The organism is Cellulosimicrobium sp. So1_17 (assembly GCF_055181235.1).
In genome coordinates this window covers 1684810-1704517 of record NZ_CM143702.1, presented here as the reverse complement: position 1 = coordinate 1704517, position 19708 = coordinate 1684810, and the positions used below count along the sequence as shown (strand labels likewise).

Below are 19708 nucleotides of genomic sequence, written 5' to 3'. Positions count from 1 at the left end.
CGGCCAGCGGGTCCGTGGTCGTCTGCTCGCTCACTGGAGTGCCTCCTCGTCGGCCCGGTGCGCCCACTCGGCGAAGGTCTCGGTCCCGTCCTTGTCGGACTCGTAGCGGCGTACGACGCGCTCGACGTAGTCCGGCAGGTCGGTCGCGGTGACCTTGAGCCCGCGCACCGTGCGGCCCATGCCCGCGGTCTCGCGGTCGTCCGAGGCCAGCCCGCCGCCCAGGTGGACCTGGAAGCCGGGGACCTGCTCGCCGTCGTCGTCCAGGACGAGCTGGCCCTTGAGCCCGATGTCCGCGGTCTGGATGCGCGCGCACGAGTTGGGGCACCCGTTGACGTGCAACGACAGCGGCTTCATGCCGGACAGGTCGCCGAGGCGCTTCTCGAGCTCGTCGATCGTCGCGGTCGCGGTGTCCTTGGTGTCGACGATCGCGAGCTTGCAGTACTCGATCCCGGTGCACGCGATGGTGCTGCGGCGGAACGGGCTCGGGTTCGCGTCGAGGCCGTTGGCCTTGAGCGTGCTCACGACCTGCTCGACGCTCTCGTCCGGGACGTCCAGCACGAGCAGCTTCTGGTGGGGCGTGAGCCGCACGCGGCGCGAGCCGACCGACTCGGCGAGGTCGGCGACGTTCGCGAGGATCGTGCCGGACACGCGGCCCACGTAGGGCGCCGCGCCGACGTAGTTGAGCCCGTCCTTCTGCTTGTGCACGCCCACGTGGTCGCCGGGGACCGGCGGCTTCGGCGCGGGCGGGCCGTCGGGGAGGCGGTACCCGAGGTACTCCGTCTCGAGGACCTCGCGGAACTTCTCCGGCCCCCAGTCGGCGAGGAGGAACTTCAGGCGCGCCTTGTTGCGCAGCCGGCGGTAGCCGTAGTCGCGGAAGATCTGCACGACGCCGTGCCACACGTCGGGCACCTGCTCCTCCGTGCAGAACGCGCCGAGGCGCTCGCCGAGGCGCGGGTTGGCCGAGAGCCCGCCGCCGACCCACACGTCGAATCCGACGCCGAGCTCGGGGTGGCGGTGCGCGACGAACGCGACGTCGTTGATCTCGTGCACGACGTCCTGGCTCGGGTGGCCCGTGAGCGCGGTCTTGAACTTGCGCGGGAGGTTCGCCAGCTCGGGGACACCGATGTACTTCTCGGTGATCCCGGCGATCGCGGGGCCGATGTCGATGAGCTCGTCCGCGGCGATGCCCGCGACCGGGCTGCCGAGGACGACGCGCGGGACGTCGCCGCACGCCTCCGTCGTCTGCAGGCCCACCGACTCGAGCCGGCGCCAGATCTCCGGGACGTTCTCGACCTCGACCCAGTGGAGCTGGATGTTCTGCCGGTCGGTGATGTCGGCGGAGTCGCGGCCGAAGTCCTTCGAGATGTCCGCGATGACGCGCAGCTGCTCGGTGGTGAGCGCCCCGCCGTCGACCCGGACCCGGAGCATGAAGTACTTGTCCTCGAGCTCGTGCGGCTCGAGCGTCGCCGTCTTGCCGCCGTCGATCCCGGGCTTGCGCTGCGTGTACAGGCCCCACCAGCGGAAGCGCCCGTGCAGGTCGTCGCCGGTGATGGAGTCGAAGCCCTCGCGGGCGTAGATCGTCTCGATGCGCTCGCGGACGGACAGACCGCCGTCCTCCTGCTTCCACTTCTCGTTCGCGTTGAGCGGCTCGGTGCCGTCCACCTTCCACTGCCCGTTGGGGCGCGCGGCGCGCGCCGGTCGGGCCGGGCGCTCGCCCGCGGCGCGGGCCGGACGCTCGGGCCCGGCCGTCGCGTCGCCGGTGGTGTCAGGCGCAGTCGTGGCCTGCGTCATCGGTGTTCCTCGTGTCCTCGTTCGGGGGCGGGGACGCGCGACGGCGAGAGCTCAGCGAGGGTGCGAGGTGCTGAGGACCGACGGCGCGCGCCGGTTCTCAGGGGGGAGCGAGCCAGGGCTCGCGCTGAGTCGGGCGCGGTTCAGCGACAACAGCTGAGACACGTGAGCGCGCACGCCGGCATCCCGTGACGCGAGGTCACGAGGAGGGTGCGGGCTGCCGTGGTCATGGGCAGAACAGTAACCCCGGTCACGCGCCGTGGACACCCCTCGTCCGCATGGTGGGAAACCGAGAAGAGTAGACCGAATCAGTCGAGTTTTTCAAGGCCCGCCCTGTCGCGCGTCGCCCGAGGCGGGGCCGGGCGCGTCTCACCTTGTGCAAAGTTTCACGACACGCGTGTCAGCAAATATGCTGGCCCCATGGAGTTCCTCTACAACGTCTTCGTCGCGCTGCACTTCGTCGGATGGGCCATCGTCCTCGGCGGCTACCTCGCCTCGCTCCGCTCGCCCGGGCTGTACAAGGGCGTCTTCCACGGCGCGCTCACCGCGCTCGTCGCCGGCGTCGCCATGGTCGGGATCGGGGAGGCGTCGGTCTGGGACGGCGGGGGTCCGGACATGGCCAAGATCGGCGTCAAGCTCGTCGTCGCCCTCGTGATCGCCGTCCTCGCGTTCGTCGCCAAGCGTCAGGCGGCCAAGGCGTCCGACGGCGCCGTCGCCCCGGGCGTGAAGCACGCCATCGGTGGTCTCACGCTCGTCAACATCCTCGTCGCGGTCTTCTGGAACTGACGCCCGCGTCCCGACCGGGCCCGCCGACGGACCATCCGTCGGCGGGCCCTCGTCATGCCCCGACCGTTGACGGGCAACTATGTGCATGGTCCACTAGTCGCATGGTCCTCCGACATCTCGTGCTGGGGCTGCTCACGATCCAGCCCATGACCGGCTACGACCTCAAGCGCGCGTTCGACTCCTCCGTGAACCACTTCTGGGCGGCCGACCGCTCGCAGCTGTACCGCACGCTGGCGGCGCTCGTCGACGACGGGCTCGCGGAGGTCGAGGTCGTGCCGCAGGAGAGCTACCCGGACCGCAAGGTCCACCGGATCACCGCGAGCGGACGTGCGGCCCTGCGCGACTGGCTCGCGTCGCCCCTCGAGCCGGAGGACTCCCGGGAGCCGTTCCTCGGCAGGCTCTTCTTCGCCGACCAGCTCGACGAGGACGGCGTCGCGACGCTCTTCGCCTCCCGTCGCGCGCAGGCGGAGGAGGCGATCGCCGTCCTGGCGGCCGAGGAGGCGAGGATCGCTGCGGCCATGGCGGAGGGCGGGGCTCTCGCGTCCCGCGTCCGCGGCTCCCGGGGCCTCGCGCTCCGGATCGCGACCCTGCGCCACGGGCTCGCGCACGCCCGTGCGGAGATCGCATGGCTCGACGAGACCGAGCGCGAGGGGATCTCGTGACCGCGCCGGGCGCCGTCGGGCACCACCCCGCCGCGCGTGCGGGCGGGCCGGGCGCGGACCGCGCGTCCGTCGTCCTGCTCCACGGCGGGAACGTCGCGTCGTGGATGTGGGAGCCGCAGGTGGAGCACCTCGACGACCTCGACCTGTGGACGCCCGACCTGCTCGGCTTCGGCAGTCGCGCGACCGAGGTCCCGGCGTCGCTCGACGCGGTCGTCGACGACGTGGCCGCGACCGTCTCGGCGATCCCGGCCGGGCGATCGGTGCACGTCGTCGGGCTGTCGCTCGGCGGCATCGTCGCGCTGCGGCTCGCGGCGCGGCACCCGGGTCTCGTCGCCTCGGTCCTGGCGTCCGGCGCGGTGGTCGACGGCGTGCCCGGCCTCGCCGGGGCTGTCGGCCGCGCCCAGCTGCGCGTGTGGGACCGCCCCTGGTACTGGCGGGGGCAGACGCGCGCCATGGGCATCCCGGCGGACGCGCGGGACCTCTTCGTGCGCTCGGGGCTCGCGATCCGCCGCGAGACGATGGAGCGGCTCCTGCCCGACGTCTACGGCGGGCGCTGGCCGGACGGGCTGGCGGAGTCCGGCGCCCGCGTGCTCGCGGTCGCGGGCGGCCGGGACCTGCGCGCCGCCCGCAGGGCCCTGGCGACGATCGAGCGACGCCTGCCGGAGGCCGTCGTGCGCCTCGCGCCCGGCATGCACCACCAGTGGAGCGCGGAGGACCCGGATCTGTTCAGCGCGATGATCCGCGCGTGGGTGGTCGACGGCGCCGCGCACCCCGCGCTCGTGCCGCTCGCTCCCCGCGCGTGAGCGCCGGCGACCGGACGTGAGCGTCGGCCGGTGCTCCGGCCGGCTCGCGGGCGAATGGTCACCGCTCGGTCGCCCGTGCCAGAGTTGCGCGCGTGAGCGTGGGTGGAGAGGTGCTGGTCGGGCTGGCGATCCTCGTCGGGCTCGTGGGGATCGTCGTGCAGGTCCTGCCCGGGAACGTGCTCGTGCTCGGGGCCGTCCTCGTGTGGGCGATCGTCACCGGGGGTGCGGCGGCGTGGGTGGTCTTCGCTGTCGCCGCCGTGTTCGTCGTCGCCGCGGAGGTCGCCCAGTACGTCCTCGCCGGTCGGCACATGCGACGGGCCGAGGTGCCGTGGTCGACGCTCGTGTGGGGCGGGATCGCGGGCGTCGTCGGGTTCTTCGTCATCCCGGTGGTCGGGCTGTTCGTCGGCTTCGTGCTCGCGGTCTTCGTCGCCGAGCTGCTGCGCCGGCGCGACCGCCGCGCGGCCTGGCGCGCGACGGTCGCCGCGATGCAGGCCACCGGGATCACGATCGTCGTCCAGCTGCTCGGCGGCCTGCTCGCCGCCGCGGTGTGGGGCGTCGGGCTGGCGCTCACCTGAGCCGGGCCGCCGAGGTCAGCCGGGCGTCTGCGTGACGTAGATCGTGTTCGCGTCGGGGTCGCGGAACGAGAACATCGGCGGGACGCCCTCCCAGAGCAAGAGCTCGTCGACGTCCGCCCCTGCACCGGCGAGGAGCTCGTGGTCGCCCGCGGCGTCCGCCGTGGCGAGCCGGATCCCGGTGTCGACTCCCGACGGCAGACCGTCGCCCGCCGTGACGAGGGCGACGGACGTCGCGGCGCCGGGCGGGGCGACCTCGATCCACCGGAGGCCCTCCTGGAGCTCGGCGTCCAGGCGGAGCTCGAAGCCGAGCGTGCCGGTGTAGAACGCGAGCGCGCGGTCCTGGTCCGCGACCGGGATCGCGACGGTGTGCACGCCTGTGAGGCTGGTCATGACTCTTCTCCTCGGAGGGTCGGACGGTGAGCCTGCAGCGCCGCGCTCGCGCGGCCACCGGTACCGACGGCCCGGGTGGGTCGAACTCATCGATCGGGGCCATCACCCGGTCGGGCGGGCACGGCGGGGGTGGGCGCCGGGTGTGGGTCGTGGCGCCTACGCTGGGAGGGCTATGGCTTCACTCTTCGAGAATCTCCCGCTGCCCGGCCTCGACACGCTGTTCGACGGCCCGCGCGTCGACCACGGCGGCGAGTCCCGCCTCCCGCGGACGACCCCGCGCTGGACCGACGACCCGGCCGTGCCCGACGGCGGGGGGTCACCCGTGCCGGGCCCGGGGCGGGCCGGCAGCCCTGACGACCCCGCGTCGTCGGGCACGGTGCCCGGTGTCGCGGAGGGAACGGGGGAGCGGCGCGGACGGTACGCGCACATCGACCCCGACGCGCTGCTCGACGGCATGAACCCCCAGCAGCGCGAGGCGGTCGTGCACGCCGGTGGGCCGCTGCTCATCGTGGCCGGCGCCGGGTCCGGCAAGACGCGCGTCCTCACGCACCGCATCGCGTTCCTCCTCGCGACGGGTCGCGCCCGCTCCGGGCAGATCCTCGCGATCACGTTCACCAACAAGGCCGCGGCCGAGATGCGGGAGCGCGTCGAGACGCTCGTCGGGCCGGCCGCGCGGAACATGTGGGTCTCCACGTTCCACTCCGCGTGCACGCGCATCCTGCGGCGCGAGGCGAAGACGCTCGGGCTGCGGTCGAGCTTCTCCATCTACGACGCCGCGGACTCCCAGCGGCTCATCACGCTCGTCACGCGCGAGCTCGACCTCGACCCGAAGAAGTACCCCGCGCGGTCGCTCGCGAACAAGATCTCCGACCTGAAGAACGAGCTCATCGACCCGGAGACGTACGCGCGCGAGTCCGGCGCCCACGCGACAGCCGACGGTCTCGGTGCCCGCGGTGCGAACGTGCCCGAGTTCGACCAGGTCCTCGCCGACGTCTACACCCGCTACCAGGCGCGTCTCGTCGCGGCGAGCGCGCTCGACTTCGACGACATCATCATGACCACGGTCAACCTGCTCCAGGCGTTCCCGGCCGTGGCCGAGCACTACCGCCGCCGGTTCCGCCACGTGCTCGTCGACGAGTACCAGGACACCAACCACGCGCAGTACGTCCTCGTGCGCGAGCTCGCGGGCGTGGGCGAGGACTCGGCCGCGACGGACCCTGCGACGAGCGGCACGGGCGAGGCCCAGGTGCCCGCCCTGGACCCTGCCGAGCTCACCGTCGTCGGCGACGCCGACCAGTCGATCTACGCCTTCCGCGGCGCGACGATCCGCAACATCCTCGAGTTCGAGGCCGACTACCCCGACGCGCGCACGATCCTGCTCGAGCAGAACTACCGCTCGACCCAGAACATCCTCTCCGCGGCCAACGCCGTCATCTCGCGCAACCCCGACCGCAAGCCCAAGCGTCTGTGGACCGACTCCGGGGCCGGCGCGAAGGTCATCGGCTACGTCGCGGACAACGAGCACGAGGAGGCACGGTTCGTCGCCGAGGAGATCGACCGCCTCGGTGACACGGACGGCGTGCGGCCAGGAGACGTCGCCGTCTTCTACCGCACCAACGCCCAGTCCCGGGCGCTCGAGGAGGTGCTCATCCGCGTCGGCCTGCCGTACAAGGTCGTCGGCGGCACGCGCTTCTACGAGCGACGCGAGGTCAAGGATGCCGTCGCGTACCTGCGGGCCATCGACAACCTCGACGACGACGTCAACCTGCGCCGCGTCCTCAACACCCCCAAGCGCGGCCTCGGCGACCGGGCCGAGGGCGCCGTCGCGGCGCTCGCGGACCGCGAGCGGATCTCGTTCGGCGCCGCGCTCGACCGGATCGACGAGATCCCCGGCCTGACCAACCGCACGCTCAACCCGCTGCGCGGCTTCGTCGAGCTGATGGCCGGGCTGCGCGAGCTCGCCGACTCCGGCGCGACACCCTCAGACGTGCTCGGGGCCGTCCTCGACCGCACGGGCTACCTCGCCGAGCTGCGCGCGAGCGACGACCCGCAGGACGCGACGCGCGTCGAGAACCTCGCCGAGCTGCACGCGGTCGCGACCGAGTTCACCGAGCTCGAGCCCGAGGGCACGCTGTCCGACTTCCTCGAGCGCGTCTCGCTCGTCGCCGACGCGGACCAGATCCCCGCCGACGACGTCGCGGACGGCGACGAGGGCACGGCCGAGGAGAAGGTCGACCCCGGAGTCGTCACGCTCATGACCCTGCACACCGCCAAGGGCCTCGAGTTCCCCGTCGTGTTCCTCACCGGCATGGAGGACGGGACGTTCCCGCACATGCGGTCACTGCACGACGACGCCGAGCTCTCCGAGGAGCGCCGCCTCGCCTACGTGGGCATCACCCGCGCGCGCGAGCGGCTCTACGTCTCGCGCTCGGCGGTCCGGTCCGCGTGGGGCATGGCGAACGAGTTCCCGCCGAGCCGGTTCCTCGAGGAGATCCCGGAGGAGCTGTGGGACTGGCGGCGCCGGGAGTCGTCGATGGCCACGCTGCGCGCCGGCGGTTCCGTGTGGGGCCGCGGCTCGGGCGGCGGATACCGCGGCTCGTGGTCCGGGTCGGGTTCGCGCGCCGAGGGGGTCGATGCCGGATCTACCATCCGGAGCCCTCGTTCCTCGGGCTCCTCCCGCCAGGCCCGCCACGATCCGGCATCGACCCCCTCGGCGCGCTCGTCGTTCGGGTCGCCCGGGCGGTCGTCCGGGTCCAGTTCCTCGTCGGGAGGGGCGACGTTCGGGTCGGCGACGCCGCGGCAGGACACCGACATCCCGAACCTGTCGCTGGGGGACAAGGTGACTCACGACGCCTACGGGCTCGGGACGGTCGTGGCGCTCGAGGGGGCCGGGCCGAACGCCGTCGCGAAGATCGACTTCGGGGCGGACGGGACGAAGCGGTTGTTGCTGCGCTACTCGCCGGTCACGAAGCTCTGAGCGCCTGCCCGGGTCTTCGGCGGCGCGGGCCGCGGAGGGTGCCCGGTCGGGTCGACACCCGGCGGCGAGAGCGACGCGCTGGCGACGTCGTCAGGACGCGGCGCGGCCGCTGTCGCCCGCCGACCCCTGTCCGGTGAGCACCGCACGCAGGGCGGCGGGGTCGGAGCCCGTCTCCGCGAGGGCAGCGACGAGGGTGCGACAGGCAGACGTGTCCTCGTCGTGCAGGAGCGCGAGCAGCACGTGCCCCGAGTCGATCGCGGGTGCGCGCAGGGCGAGCGCCTCGCGCAGCGAGCGCTCGAGCACCTTCGCGGCCTCGTTCGTGAACGTGAGGTGCCCCCGGCGCCGTCTCCGGCCCGCACGCTCGAGCGCGCCCGTGCCGAAGGCGGCGTCGGTCCTGGCGCGCACGGCGTCGAGGTCGATGCCCAGCGCGGCGAGCGCGTCGCCGTCGAAGGCGTCCGCAGACTCGGTCGCCGTGGCCAGGCGGTCCAGCGCCGGTGCCGTCAGTCCGACCGCGTCGAGCCCGCGGACGGCCGCGCCGTCTTCCTGCTCGGACACGGCGAGCAGCAGGTGCACCGCCTCGATCGACCCTGCACCGCGACGCCGCGCGATCTCCTGCGCACCGATGACGGCCGCGCGGGCGTCGGACGAGAAGCGTTCGAACATCATGACCTCCGGTTGCGGGGTGTGCCGTGCTTCTTGTGGACCGCCTGCCGGCTCACGCCGAGACGCTCGGCGATCTCCTGCCACGACCAGCCGAGCGCCCGGGCGTTCTCCACCTGCAGCACCTCGAGCCGCTCCGCGAGGGTGCGGAGCGAGCGCACGGCGCGCAGTCCCACGTCCGGGTCGGTGCTGCTGGCGGCGTCCATGTCGACGGGATCCATGTCGTCAATCTAGGTTGACGTACACGAGGTGTCAACTCGCGTTGACGCCCGTTCCGCGCCGCGGACGCCGACGGCGCGTCCGTCGCTCACCGCTAAGGTCGTCCGGGCTGTACGCGGCCCGGGTTGCCGGACAGGCCGGCACGGCGACGCGGGCCGCACGAGAGCCGCGGCCGGCACGAGAGCCGCGGGACGACGAGGGGAACCCATGACGAGCGCCGACCACGGACGTGACGACCGCGCACGAGGCGACCAGGGACGGGTCGTCCCGGCCCGACGAGGGTTGCGCCGCGCGCACGTGGCGGTGGCCGCCGCGCTGGCGGCGGCGTTCCTCGCCGCCTGCTCGCAGGGCGCCGCCGAGGCTCCTGCCGAGCCGTCGGCCACGGAGCGCCCCGTGCTCTCGACCGATCCCGCACCCGTCGTCGTGCCCGTGAACCTGTACGGGGCCGAGGCGGACGTGCGGGTCGGTCCCGTCGCCGTGCACGGCGATCTCGCCGTCCTGCGAGTCGAGGTCGAGGGCACCGCCGGCGAGAGCACGGTCATGCTGGGCTACGAGCTCGCCAACCGCACGCTGAGCCAGGACGAGTCGTTCTCCGGCGTCCGGCTCGTCGACCTCGACGCGGGCGTCGTCCGGGAGGCCGCGCACACCGCCTCCGGTGAGCCCGTCGGCCTCCTCGAGGGCGGCTGGCAGCTCGGTGCCGGGAAGGAGCCGAGCGTGGGCTACGTCGCGTTCGACCCGCCGACCACCGCGACCACGTCCGTCCTGGTCCCGTCCGTCGGGCTGGTCGAGGACGTGCCGGTGGTCGAGGCCGACGACGCAGGCGGGCTGACCGTCGCCCCGACCGAGCTGGACGGGGGGCAGGGCGCCGACGTCGTCGCGCCCGTCGCGTTCCTCGAGTCCTACAGCACACAGGCCTCCGGCGCCGTCCGCACGCGTCAGGACGAGGAGACGGTGACGATGGCCGTCGACTCGGACGTCCTCTTCGCGGTCGACTCCGCCGACCTCGGCGCGGGTGCCGACGACGCCCTGGGTGTCGTCGCCGAGCAGGTGGCGCTCGCCGAGGGCGGCGAGCTCGTCGTCGTCGGCCACACCGACGACGTGGGCGACGAGGCGGCGAACCAGGAGCTCTCCGAGCGTCGCGCACAGGCCGTCGCGGACCGTCTGTCGACGCTCGCCGACCTCGGTGCCCTCGACGTCCTCGTCGAGGGCCGGGGCGAGAGCGACCGGGTCGCCGAGCAGGCCTCGGACGAGGCCCGTGCGCTCAACCGGCGCGTGACCGTCGAGTTCACGCCCGAGGCGCCCGAGCCCAGCGCGCTCCCCGAGGAACCGCAGCCCGGGGCCGCTCCCGCCGCCTCGGGCCCGACCGTCGACGGGCTCGGTGCGGCCACCCTCGACCACCCGGACGGTCTCGGCGCGACGCACCGGCTCGACGTCGAGCTCGTCGACGTGCGCCGCGTGGGCGGCTACCTCGTGGGGGACCTCAGGGTCAGCAACGTCGGCACCGAGCACGCCTCGCTGGTGTCGGTGCTCGGGTCGACGTACGACGGGCGCGGCGACCTCACCGGCAACCACCTCGGTGCCGGCAACGTCACGCTCCTCGACGGCGGCACGCGCGTCTACCCGGCGGACTACCTCGTCGACCCCACGCTGTACACGGACGTGGTGCGCAACCCGCTCGCCGAGGCCATCGTGGGCTCTCTCGACCCGGGCCTCGGCACCGCGGTCACCGTCGTGTGGCCCGACACGGGTGCGGACGTCGTGGTGGTCGACGTGCCGGACGCCACCGCGACCGACGGCAGCTCGCCCGTGCGGTTCGACGAGGTCCCCGTCACGGGCTGACCGGACGAGCGGTGCGCGCTGGCCCGGCCCGCGGCCCGCCCGACGTGACCAACGGAACAGCGGCGGTCGAGCACCGTTCGCCTGGCCCGGATAGGTGCCGTCGCCCGCGAGGGCTACCCTGTACGGGGATGTCTTGATGTCGAGACATCGGTCATGCCGCACACGGCGCATCAGACGGAAGGACGCAGCAGGGTGGACCTGTTCGAATACCAGGCGCGTGACATCTTCGAGAAGCACGGCGTGCCCGTGCTGGGCGGCGTCGTCGCGACGACCCCCGACGAGGCCCGGGCGGGCGCCGAGCAGCTCGGCGGCGGCACCGTGGTCGTCAAGGCCCAGGTGAAGACCGGCGGCCGCGGCAAGGCGGGCGGCGTCAAGCTCGCCCACTCGCCCGAGGAGGCGGCCGAGAAGGCGTCCGAGATCCTCGGCATGGACATCAAGGGCCACACGGTCCACCGCGTGATGATCGCCGCGGGCGCGCGCATCGCGGAGGAGTACTACTTCTCCGTCCTGCTCGACCGGTCGAACCGCTCCTACCTCGCGATGGCGAGCGTCGAGGGCGGCATGGAGATCGAGCAGCTCGCGGTCGAGCGTCCCGAGGCGCTCGCGCGCGTCGCCGTCGACCCGACCGTCGGGATCGACGCGGCGAAGGCCGCGGAGATCGTCGAGGCGGCCGGTTTCGCCGCAGACGTCAAGGACGCGGTCGCCGAGACGATCCAGAAGCTCTGGACGGTCTACCAGGCCGAGGACGCGACGCTCGTCGAGGTCAACCCGCTCGTCAAGACCGAGGACGGCCAGGTCGTCGCGCTCGACGGCAAGGTCACGCTCGACGAGAACGCCGGGTTCCGCCACGCGGACCACGCCGCGCTCGAGGACAAGGCCGCGGCGGACCCGCTCGAGGCGAAGGCCAAGGAGAACGACCTCAACTACGTCAAGCTCGACGGCGAGGTCGGCATCATCGGCAACGGCGCAGGGCTCGTCATGAGCACGCTCGACGTCGTCGCGTACGCCGGCGAGGCGCACGGCGGCGTGAAGCCCGCCAACTTCCTCGACATCGGCGGCGGCGCGTCCGCGGCCGTCATGGCCGCGGGTCTCGACGTCATCCTCAACGACCCGCAGGTCAAGAGCGTGCTCGTCAACGTCTTCGGCGGCATCACCGCGTGCGACGAGGTCGCCAACGGCATCGTCCAGGCGCTCGCCATCCTCGGCGACGAGGCGAACAAGCCGCTCGTCGTCCGCCTCGACGGCAACAACGTCGAGGAGGGACGTCGCATCCTCGCGGAGGCGAACCACCCGCTCGTGACGCTGGCCGAGACGATGGACGGCGGCGCGGACCGGGCTGCTGAGCTCGCCGCCGCCTCCACCGCCGCCTGAGCCCGCCCGAGACGACCCGAGAGAGAACAGACACAGACATGGCAATCTTCATCAACGAGGACTCCAAGGTCATCGTCCAGGGCATGACCGGCTCGGAGGGCATGAAGCACACGACGCGCATGCTCGCGTCGGGCACGAACGTCGTCGGCGGCGTGAACCCCCGCAAGGCGGGCCAGAGCGTCGAGTTCCCCGGTGACGTGACCGTCCCGGTGTTCGGCTCCGTCGCGGAGGCGATGAAGCAGACCGGCGCGGACGTGTCGGTCATCTTCGTGCCGCCGGCGTTCACGAAGGCCGCCGTCGTCGAGGCGATCGACGCGCGCATGCCGCTCACGGTGATCATCACCGAGGGCGTCCCCGTCGCGGACTCCGCCGAGTTCTTCACGCTCGCGCAGCAGGCCGGCGTGCGCCTCATTGGCCCGAACTGCCCCGGCATCATCAGCCCCGGGAAGTCGAACGTCGGCATCATCCCGGCGAACATCACGGGCCCGGGCAAGATCGGCCTCGTGTCCAAGTCGGGCACGCTGACCTACCAGATGATGTACGAGCTGCGGGACTTCGGCTTCTCGACGGCCATCGGCATCGGTGGCGACCCGATCATCGGCACCACGCACATCGACGCGCTCGCCGCGTTCGAGGCGGACCCGGAGACCGAGGCGATCGTCATGATCGGCGAGATCGGCGGCGACGCCGAGGAGCGTGCCGCGGCCTTCATCCAGGCGAACGTCACGAAGCCGGTCGTCGGCTACGTCGCGGGCTTCACGGCCCCCGAGGGCAAGACGATGGGCCACGCGGGCGCCATCGTGTCCGGCTCGTCCGGCACCGCGCAGGCGAAGAAGGAGGCCCTCGAGGCCGCCGGCGTCAAGGTCGGCAAGACGCCGTCCGAGACCGCCGCGCTCATGCGCGAGATCCTCTCCTGACCCGCGGGGCGCGCTGCGCCCCGACGGTCCACGACGCCCCGCCTCCGCTCGCCGGAGGCGGGGCGTCGTCGTGCCGGGCTCGACCTGCGTGCGGCGTGGGTGCTCCCGCGCTCGAGCAGCGCGGGGGGCCGACGACCCGGCGGGTACGCTGGCGCGCCGGGCCGGTTCACCCGATGCACGCGCCCGATCGACGACGATGAGGACCATGAGCACCACCAGCACGACCGGGAGCCGCCCGCGCACCGTGGAGGGCACCGCGCCCCCCGTGCCGGTCGCTCCGCGCCGCGCGGCCTCCGGGGTCGTCGCGGCGCTCCAGGCCCTCGTCCTGTCGCTCCTCGTGGTCGTCCTTCCCGGGCTGGCAGCCTTCGTCGCCGCGTCGACCGGGACGCCGTCGGACGGCTGGGGCCAGTCCGTGACCGTCGCCGCGGGCCTGTGGCTGCTCGGGCACGGCGTGCCGCTCGTCGCGAGCGGAGCGACCGTCACCCTCGTCCCGCTGGGGATCACCGCGCTCGCGCTCTTCTGCTGCTTCGCCTCGGCCCGACGCTCCGCGCACACGACCCTCTCCGCGTGGGTCGCGGGAACGGTGACCTACGGGGTCGCGACGCTCGGCGTCGCGCTGATCGCCGGGACCACCCCGGTGTGGGGCCTGCCCGTGGCGCTCGTCGGGGGCGCGCTCGTCGGAGGCGTCGGTCTGGGGGCCGGGATGCTCGTGCGCCCCGACGCCCCGTTCGTCGCAGACCTCGCACACCGGGCCGACGCGTGGCTCCCGCCGACGGTCCGGCTCGGGCTGCGCGGAGGGCTGCTCGGGGTGAGCCTGCTCGTCGGGGTCTCGGCGATCGTCGTCGGCGCCTGGGTGGTCGCCGGTCGGGCGACGTCGGGCGACATCGTCACGGGGCTCGCCCCGGGCCCGGTCGGTGGCGTCGTCCTGGCGGTGGCGCAGCTCGCGGTGCTCCCGAACCTCGTGCTGTGGGCGGCCGCCTGGCTCGTCGGGCCGGGCTTCGAGGTGGGGGAGGGCAGCACCTTCGCGGCGTCCGGTTCGGAACCGGGTGCGCTTCCCGCGATCCCGCTGCTCGGCGCGCTGCCCGGGGACGACTGGACCAACGCGCTGACGGCCTGGCTCCCCGCGGTGGTCGTCGTGCTCGGGGTCGTGGCCGGCGTCTTCGTCGCGAGCCGCCTGCCGGAGGTCGCGGGCGACCGGGACGGTGAGGTCCGCTGGTCGGACGTCGCGCTCGCGGCCGGCGGTGTCGCGGCGGCGGCCGGTCTGCTGCTCGGGGTCGCGGCCTGGCTGGGCAGCGGCGCGGTCGGGCCGGGGCGGTTCGCCGTCGTCGGGACGGACGGCCTCCTCGTGGGCCTGCTCGCCGCGGCCGAGATCGGCGGGGGTGCGGCGCTCGCGCTCGTGTGGGCGCGCCTCGACCCGCTCGGGCGTCGTCACGCGGAGCGGGACGAGGACGCCGAGGACGCGGTGCTCGGCTCCGGCGCCTGAGCCCGCGGCCAGCGCCGGGGCGCGCGTCAGGGTTGCGGGACGAGCCCGTTCACCTGGCTCTGGATCCCCTGGATCCGGGCCGTCTCGCACCGCTCCTCCGCCGCGACCGTGATCGCCCCGTCGAGGCACCGCTGGTGCTCCATCGCCACGTCCCACGTCACGAGGACCGCGAGGAGCTGGAACGTCAGCAGGACCGCGAGCCCGACGCCGATCGCCAGCGCGGGCACGAGCGCACCCCGCACGCGGGCCCGCCACGCGGCGACGAGGGCTCGCACGCCGCCGACGACCGCCGCGACGGCGACCGCGAGGCTGGCCATCTGCCAGGGGAAGGGCAGCGCGCTCAGGACGATGACCAGCAGGAGGAGCAGCCCGAAGTGCAGGACGCGTCGTGTGGCGAGGCGCGCGGTCTCGGGGTCGACGGGTTCCGGCTCGGGCGTCGGCCGTGGCGGGGGTGTCGGACCCGGCGCCGGCGGGACCGGCGGGGTCTCGCGGTCGGGCCGCGGCGGTCCCGATCCGGGAGCCGACGGCGGCGCGTCGCCGGGTCCGGGACGCGGCGGGGCGTCCGGGCGGGGCGGGGCGTACGGGTTGCCCAAGGCGACTCCTCGGTTGCGTGCGTGCTCGGGGTACATTCTCTCCCATCGGGCGGGCGGGTCGCGGACCCTTCGCGCCCGGCCGCCGACCCAGGGAGCACAGTGCAGACGCCGTCCGGCCACCTCGTCGAGTCCTCGTCCGCGGCACGCGTCGTCGTCCTCGTCTCGGGGGCGGGCAGCAACCTCGCCGCGATCCTCGCGGCCCACGAGGACCCCGCCTACGGCGCGCGCGTCGTCGGCGTCGTCTCGGACAAGCCCGCCGCGGGTGGTCTCGACCTCGCGCGCGACGCCGGGGTCGCGGCCGTCGTGGTCGAGCCGGGCGACTTCCCGGACCGTGCCGCGTGGGACGAGGGCGTCGTGCAGGCGGTCGACGTGTTCCGCCCGGACCTCGTCGTGCTGGCCGGCTTCATGCGCATCCTCGGCCCCGCGTTCGTCGGTCGTTTCGCCGGCCGCACGGTCAACACCCACCCGGCGCTGCTGCCGTCCTTCCCGGGCGCGCACGGCGTGCGCGACGCGCTGGCCTACGGCGTGAAGGTCACGGGGTGCACCGTGCACGTCGTCGACGACGGCGTGGACACCGGGCCGATCATCGCCCAGGTGGCCGTCCCGGTGGAGGACGACGACGACGAGGCGAGCCTGCACGAGCGCATCAAGATCGCCGAGCGCGCGCTCCTCGTGGAGACCGTGGGCCGCGTGGCGCGCGAGGGCCTACGGGTCGACGGCCGCCGCGTCGTCCTCGGCTAGCGCCTGCGGCGCGAGGACCGCGAGCAGCTGGTACGTCTCGCGCCGGGTTCCCGGCGCGGCGCGCGCCGCCTCGAGCGACCGTTCCGACCAGCGCTCGAGCACGTCCTGGAGCTCGGTGACCAACGCTGCCGCCTGCTCGTCGTCGAGCAGGAACGTGCTCAGGGCCAGGATCCGGTCGTCGCGCGACTCGCCGGAGGCGTTCGCCCGGCGGAACGTCTCCTCGGCCCACCGGAGGGCGGGGACCACGACGTCGCGCATCGCCGCCGGCGTACCGGGCTCGACCGCGTAGCTCTTCGCGACGTTGGTCCAGACCCGGTCCCGACGGTCGCGCGCGTGCTCCGGCGCCTCGACGATCATCCCGGCCTTCGCCAGGACGCGGAGGTGGAAGCTCACCGCGTTGGCGGGCTCGTCCGTCGCGCGGGCGAGGTCGGCGGCACGGGCGTGGCCGAGTGCGGCGAGCTCGATGAGGATCCGCTGCCGCAAGGGGTGGGCGATCGCCCGCAGCGCAGCAGGGTCCTGGACGCGGAAGGTCTCGAGCACACGACGAGGCTAGCAACGCTCCTCCCGAGGGCAACCGTCGGTGCGCAACCACAAGTGCGCAAACACTGTTGCGCAATAATCGCTGCGCAACTACTGTCCTGCCATGACCACGAGCCAGGACCCGGGCCTCCGGGAGACACTTCCCCTGCCGACCGACCGCGCCGATGTCGCGCCCGTCGCCGACGCCCCCTCGCCCGCGCGCCTGCTCCGCAACCGGTCGTACATGCTGCTCATGACGGGGCTCACCGCCGAGACGCTCGGGGCGGGGGTCGCGCTGTTCGCCGTGCCGCTCGTCGCGTACGGGCTCACGGGCTCGGTGGTCCAGGCGGGCGTGGTCGCCGCCGTCGGGCAGGTCGGCGCGCTCCTCGCGACCCTGCCGGCCGGCGTGGTCGCCGACCGGGTGGACCGCCGTCGGCTCGTGGTCGCGGCGGCAGGCGTGGGGACGCTGCTGTGGACGACGGTGGCGGTCGCGGCCGGGCTCGGGGCGCTCACCACCTGGCACCTCGCGGCCGCCCTCTTCGGGGCGTCCGTGGTCGGCGCGCTCGTCGACCCGGCGACGAGCGGTGCGTTCCGCTCGGTCGTCCCCGTGCCCCAGCTGCCGACCGCGCTCGCCGCGGCGCAGGGGAGGGACGCTGCGGCGGGCCTCCTCGCCGGCCCGCTCGGCGGCGTGCTCTACGCGGTGTCGCACGCGATCCCGCTCGCCGCGGCAGCCGTGGGGCACCTCGCCACCGCCGTGTGCACGTGGCTCGTGCGTGAACCGCTGAACGGTGACGTCGCCGAGGCGCGCGCGACCCGTCCCGTGGCGGCGCTGCGCGAAGGGCTGCTCTTCGTCTGGTCGGTGCCGCTCTTCCGCGCACTGCTCGGTCTGTTCGTCGTCATCAACGTCGCGTTCGGCGGCCTCATGATCGGCATCAACCTCGAGCTCGTGCGCACGGGCACGACGCCGGTCCTCATCGGTCTCGTCGACCTCGCCGTCGGGCTCGGGGTGCTCGTCGGCGCCGTGCTGGCCCCGCGCCTCGTGGCGCGGTTCCGCGCGGGAGCGCTCGTCGTCGTCGCGCTCGGGGTGCTCGCGACCGGTGCCGTCGCGATGGCCCTGCTGCAGTCGTACGTCGCCTATCTCGTCGTCCTCCCGCCCGCGGTCCTGCTCGTCCCCGCCGTGAACGCGGGTCTGTCCGGCTACGCCGCGGCGATCACGCCGGCCCAGATGCAGGGCCGCCTCGCGTCCGTCCTGGGCCTCACCGGCCTCGCAGCAGGCCCGCTCGTCCCGCTCGTCGGGAGCGGTCTGCTCGCGCGGTACGGGATCGGGACTGCGCTCGCGGTGCTCGCCGGTCTCCTCGTCGTGACCGTCGCCTGCCTCAGCACCTCGCGCTCGCTGTGGCGCGTGGGCACACCCGACACGTGGGCGGACGACGCCCGCGCGCTCGCCGAGGCGGCGCCCCGGTAGACTCGGCGGCGGCCGCGACTGGCGAGGGTGGGAACGACCACCGGGGAGCGGCCGGAACTACCTGCTGGTGCGTCGACCGCCTGGGCGCCTGGGTTCTGCCACTCGGCACCGGTACCGCACCCGCGGGACCGACGCACCGACCGCGACCCAGAGGAGCCCCTCGCCATGTCCGCACCCTCGGCCCCCGACGTCCAGCTCGCCGACGACGAACAGCGCCCCGTGCGCCGCGCGCTCCTGAGCGTCTACGACAAGACCGGGCTCGTCGAGCTCGCCACCGCGCTGGACGCCGCGGGCGTCGAGCTCGTCTCCACCGGCTCGACCGCCGCCACGATCGCCGCGGAGGGAATCCCCGTCACGCGGGTCGAGGACCTCACCGGCTTCCCCGAGTGCCTCGAGGGGCGCGTCAAGACGCTGCACCCGCGCGTGCACGCCGGCATCCTCGCCGACTCGCGCAAGCAGGACCACATGCAACAGCTTGCCCAGCTCGACATCTCCCCGTTCGAGCTCGTCGTCGTCAACCTCTACCCGTTCGCCGCGACCGTCGCGTCGGGCGCCGGCCCGGACGAGGTCGTCGAGCAGATCGACATCGGCGGACCGTCCATGGTCCGCGCCGCGGCGAAGAACCACCCGAGCGTCGCCGTCGTCGTCGAGCCGGCCGCCTACGACGCCGTGATCGACGCCGTCCGCGCCGGCGGCTTCACGTACGCGCAGCGCAAGGCGCTCGCGGCCGCCGCCTTCGTGCACACGGCGACCTACGACGTCGCCGTCGCGTCCTGGATGGGCAACGTCGTCGCGCCCACCGACGAGCTCGTGCAGGCGGACGGTGCGACGGTCTCCAGCGGCTTCCCGGCCTGGATGGGTGGGACGTGGGACCGGTCCGACGTGCTGCGCTACGGCGAGAACCCGCACCAGCGCGCGGCGCTCTACACGACCGGGCACGGCCCCGCCGGGCTCGCGCAGGCGACGCAGCTCCACGGCAAGGCCATGAGCTACAACAACTACGTCGACGCCGACGCCGCCTGGCGCGCGGCGCACGACCACGCCGAGCCGGCCGTCGCGATCATCAAGCACGCGAACCCGTGCGGCATCGCGGTGGGCACCGACGTCGCGGACGCGCACGCCAAGGCGCACGCGACCGACCCCGTGTCGGCGTACGGGGGCGTCGTCGCGGCCAACCGCGTCGTGACCCGCGCCGCGGCGGAGCAGATCGCCCCGGTGTTCACCGAGGTCGTCGTCGCGCCCGGCTTCGAGCCCGACGCGCTCGAGGTGCTGCAGGCGAAGAAGAACCTCCGGCTCCTCGTGGTCGACGGCGCGCCCTCCGCCACGGTCGAGACGCGCCCGATCAGCGGTGGTCTCCTCGTGCAGGGCGTCGACCGCGTCGACGCGGTCGTCACCGACGCCGACGGCACGGTCACCGGCGGCGACGACCCGCAGCACTGGACCCTCGTCACCGGCGCCGCCGCGGACGAGGCGACGCTCGCCGACCTCGCCTTCGCGTGGCGCGCGGTGCGCGCCGCGAAGTCCAACGCGATCCTCCTCGCCGCCGACGGCGCCGCCGTGGGCGTCGGGATGGGGCAGGTCAACCGCGTGGACTCGTGCCGCCTCGCGGTCGAGCGGGCCAACACCCTCGCGGACGGTCAGGAGCGGGCGCGCGGTGCCGTCGCGGCGTCGGACGCGTTCTTCCCGTTCGCCGACGGCCTGCAGATCCTGCTCGACGCCGGGGTCCGCGCCGTCGTCGCGCCCGGAGGCTCGATCCGCGACGCCGAGGTGATCGAGGCCGCGACCGCGGCCGGCGCGACGGTGTACTTCACGGGCACGCGCCACTTCGCGCACTGAGCCGCGTCGAACCGTCCCCTCCCGGCCTCGCGTGGTGCGCCGTCGGGACGGGGCGGTCGACCGGCGTCGACCGTCGCGAGCCGA

The 19708-nt window shown here is 73.9% G+C and carries 18 protein-coding genes and 1 riboswitch; of the genes, 12 read left to right on the top strand and 6 right to left on the bottom strand.

The features are described from left to right. Positions 1-30: 30 nt before the first annotated feature. Positions 31-1791 (bottom strand): nitrite/sulfite reductase, encoded by a 1761-nt coding sequence (locus tag ACZCLJ_RS07540; protein WP_463106005.1) that lies wholly within the window; start codon positions 1789-1791, stop codon positions 31-33. 417 nt (positions 1792-2208) lie between these two features. Between ACZCLJ_RS07540 and ACZCLJ_RS07535 the strand changes: the two genes are divergently transcribed. The 4 genes from ACZCLJ_RS07535 (at position 2209) to ACZCLJ_RS07520 (ending at position 4614) form a co-directional block, all read left to right on the top strand. Then, positions 2209-2574, top strand: a complete 366-nt coding sequence (locus ACZCLJ_RS07535; RefSeq protein ID WP_463106004.1) for a hypothetical protein — start codon at positions 2209-2211, stop codon at positions 2572-2574. A gap of 101 nt (positions 2575-2675) precedes the next feature. After that, a complete protein-coding gene (locus ACZCLJ_RS07530) occupies positions 2676-3236 on the top strand; it encodes a PadR family transcriptional regulator (protein ID WP_463106003.1) in 561 nt (186 codons plus the stop codon). Then, positions 3233-4039, top strand: a complete 807-nt coding sequence (locus ACZCLJ_RS07525) for an alpha/beta fold hydrolase (RefSeq protein ID WP_463106002.1) — start codon at positions 3233-3235, stop codon at positions 4037-4039. Before ACZCLJ_RS07530 ends, ACZCLJ_RS07525 begins: the two co-directional genes overlap by 4 nt. A 92-nt stretch (positions 4040-4131) precedes the next feature. Continuing rightward, positions 4132-4614 carry a DUF456 domain-containing protein gene (locus tag ACZCLJ_RS07520; RefSeq protein ID WP_251153093.1) on the top strand — a complete coding sequence of 161 codons (483 nt, stop codon included), beginning with the start codon at positions 4132-4134 and terminating at the stop codon, positions 4612-4614. A 15-nt stretch (positions 4615-4629) separates the two neighbouring features. On the opposite strand, the gene ACZCLJ_RS07515 is transcribed toward ACZCLJ_RS07520, so the two are convergent. Further along, on the bottom strand, positions 4630-5004 hold the full coding sequence (locus ACZCLJ_RS07515) for a VOC family protein (protein WP_463106001.1): 375 nt from the start codon (positions 5002-5004) through the stop codon (positions 4630-4632). A 172-nt stretch (positions 5005-5176) separates the two neighbouring features. Between ACZCLJ_RS07515 and ACZCLJ_RS07510 the strand changes: the two genes are divergently transcribed. Further along, complete coding sequence (locus ACZCLJ_RS07510; RefSeq protein WP_463106000.1) at positions 5177-7981, top strand: UvrD-helicase domain-containing protein; 2805 nt, start codon at positions 5177-5179, stop codon at positions 7979-7981. Positions 7982-8071: 90 nt separating this feature from the next. Here the strand turns inward: ACZCLJ_RS07510 and ACZCLJ_RS07505 are convergent, their stop codons facing one another. Together ACZCLJ_RS07505 and ACZCLJ_RS07500 are read right to left on the bottom strand one after the other, a co-directional pair. Continuing rightward, positions 8072-8647 (bottom strand): Clp protease N-terminal domain-containing protein, encoded by a 576-nt coding sequence (locus tag ACZCLJ_RS07505; protein ID WP_463105999.1) that lies wholly within the window; start codon positions 8645-8647, stop codon positions 8072-8074. Continuing rightward, positions 8644-8862, bottom strand: a complete 219-nt coding sequence (locus ACZCLJ_RS07500; RefSeq protein WP_251153097.1) for a helix-turn-helix domain-containing protein — start codon at positions 8860-8862, stop codon at positions 8644-8646. Before ACZCLJ_RS07500 ends, ACZCLJ_RS07505 begins: the two co-directional genes overlap by 4 nt. A 205-nt stretch (positions 8863-9067) precedes the next feature. Here ACZCLJ_RS07500 and ACZCLJ_RS07495 point away from each other — a divergent pair, with 205 nt between their 5' ends. The 4 genes from ACZCLJ_RS07495 (at position 9068) to ACZCLJ_RS07480 (ending at position 14470) form a co-directional block, all read left to right on the top strand. Continuing rightward, positions 9068-10699 carry an OmpA family protein gene (locus ACZCLJ_RS07495; protein ID WP_463105998.1) on the top strand — a complete coding sequence of 544 codons (1632 nt, stop codon included), beginning with the start codon at positions 9068-9070 and terminating at the stop codon, positions 10697-10699. Between the two features lie 192 nt (positions 10700-10891). After that, entirely contained in the window at positions 10892-12070 is a 1179-nt protein-coding gene (gene sucC / locus ACZCLJ_RS07490; protein WP_463105997.1) for an ADP-forming succinate--CoA ligase subunit beta, read from the top strand. Between the two features lie 38 nt (positions 12071-12108). Beyond that, positions 12109-12987 (top strand): succinate--CoA ligase subunit alpha, encoded by an 879-nt coding sequence (gene sucD, locus ACZCLJ_RS07485; protein WP_251153100.1) that lies wholly within the window; start codon positions 12109-12111, stop codon positions 12985-12987. Positions 12988-13192: 205 nt separating this feature from the next. Beyond that, the gene (locus ACZCLJ_RS07480; protein ID WP_251153101.1) at positions 13193-14470 is read left to right on the top strand and encodes a cell division protein PerM; all 1278 of its coding nucleotides are present in this window, start codon (positions 13193-13195) and stop codon (positions 14468-14470) included. A 26-nt stretch (positions 14471-14496) separates the two neighbouring features. Here ACZCLJ_RS07480 and ACZCLJ_RS07475 read toward each other — a convergent pair whose 3' ends face one another. After that, positions 14497-15063, bottom strand: coding sequence for a hypothetical protein (locus tag ACZCLJ_RS07475; RefSeq protein WP_463105996.1), 567 nt, complete (start codon positions 15061-15063; stop codon positions 14497-14499). A gap of 99 nt (positions 15064-15162) precedes the next feature. On the opposite strand from ACZCLJ_RS07475, the gene purN reads away from it, so the two are divergent. Further along, the gene (gene purN / locus ACZCLJ_RS07470) at positions 15163-15804 is read left to right on the top strand and encodes a phosphoribosylglycinamide formyltransferase (protein WP_251153103.1); all 642 of its coding nucleotides are present in this window, start codon (positions 15163-15165) and stop codon (positions 15802-15804) included. Here the strand turns inward: purN and ACZCLJ_RS07465 are convergent. After that, positions 15769-16344, bottom strand: a complete 576-nt coding sequence (locus ACZCLJ_RS07465) for an ArsR/SmtB family transcription factor (RefSeq protein ID WP_463105995.1) — start codon at positions 16342-16344, stop codon at positions 15769-15771. The genes purN and ACZCLJ_RS07465 overlap by 36 nt on opposite strands. Before the next feature lie 103 nt (positions 16345-16447). Here ACZCLJ_RS07465 and ACZCLJ_RS07460 point away from each other — a divergent pair, with 103 nt between their 5' ends. After that, positions 16448-17788 carry an MFS transporter gene (locus tag ACZCLJ_RS07460; protein WP_463105994.1) on the top strand — a complete coding sequence of 447 codons (1341 nt, stop codon included), beginning with the start codon at positions 16448-16450 and terminating at the stop codon, positions 17786-17788. A gap of 4 nt (positions 17789-17792) precedes the next feature. After that, a riboswitch (ZMP/ZTP riboswitch) is annotated at positions 17793-17881 on the top strand. 72 nt (positions 17882-17953) lie between these two features. Continuing rightward, positions 17954-19624, top strand: a complete 1671-nt coding sequence (gene purH / locus ACZCLJ_RS07455) for a bifunctional phosphoribosylaminoimidazolecarboxamide formyltransferase/IMP cyclohydrolase (protein ID WP_463105993.1) — start codon at positions 17954-17956, stop codon at positions 19622-19624. The last annotated feature ends 84 nt before the right edge of the window (positions 19625-19708 follow it).

Bases quoted from the DNA above. Each gene is read 5' to 3' on its own strand.
- ACZCLJ_RS07540 (WP_463106005.1), bottom strand. From the start codon at position 1,791: ATGACGCAGGCCACGACTGCGCCTGACACCACCGGCGACGCGACGGCC.
- ACZCLJ_RS07535 (WP_463106004.1), top strand. From the start codon at position 2,209: ATGGAGTTCCTCTACAACGTCTTCGTCGCGCTGCACTTCGTCGGATGG.
- ACZCLJ_RS07530 (WP_463106003.1), top strand. From the start codon at position 2,676: ATGGTCCTCCGACATCTCGTGCTGGGGCTGCTCACGATCCAGCCCATG.
- ACZCLJ_RS07515 (WP_463106001.1), bottom strand. From the start codon at position 5,004: ATGACCAGCCTCACAGGCGTGCACACCGTCGCGATCCCGGTCGCGGAC.
- ACZCLJ_RS07510 (WP_463106000.1), top strand. From the start codon at position 5,177: ATGGCTTCACTCTTCGAGAATCTCCCGCTGCCCGGCCTCGACACGCTG.
- ACZCLJ_RS07505 (WP_463105999.1), bottom strand. From the start codon at position 8,647: ATGATGTTCGAACGCTTCTCGTCCGACGCCCGCGCGGCCGTCATCGGT.
- ACZCLJ_RS07500 (WP_251153097.1), bottom strand. From the start codon at position 8,862: ATGGATCCCGTCGACATGGACGCCGCCAGCAGCACCGACCCGGACGTG.
- ACZCLJ_RS07495 (WP_463105998.1), top strand. From the start codon at position 9,068: ATGACGAGCGCCGACCACGGACGTGACGACCGCGCACGAGGCGACCAG.
- sucD (WP_251153100.1), top strand. From the start codon at position 12,109: ATGGCAATCTTCATCAACGAGGACTCCAAGGTCATCGTCCAGGGCATG.
- ACZCLJ_RS07480 (WP_251153101.1), top strand. From the start codon at position 13,193: ATGAGCACCACCAGCACGACCGGGAGCCGCCCGCGCACCGTGGAGGGC.
- ACZCLJ_RS07460 (WP_463105994.1), top strand. From the start codon at position 16,448: ATGACCACGAGCCAGGACCCGGGCCTCCGGGAGACACTTCCCCTGCCG.
- purH (WP_463105993.1), top strand. From the start codon at position 17,954: ATGTCCGCACCCTCGGCCCCCGACGTCCAGCTCGCCGACGACGAACAG.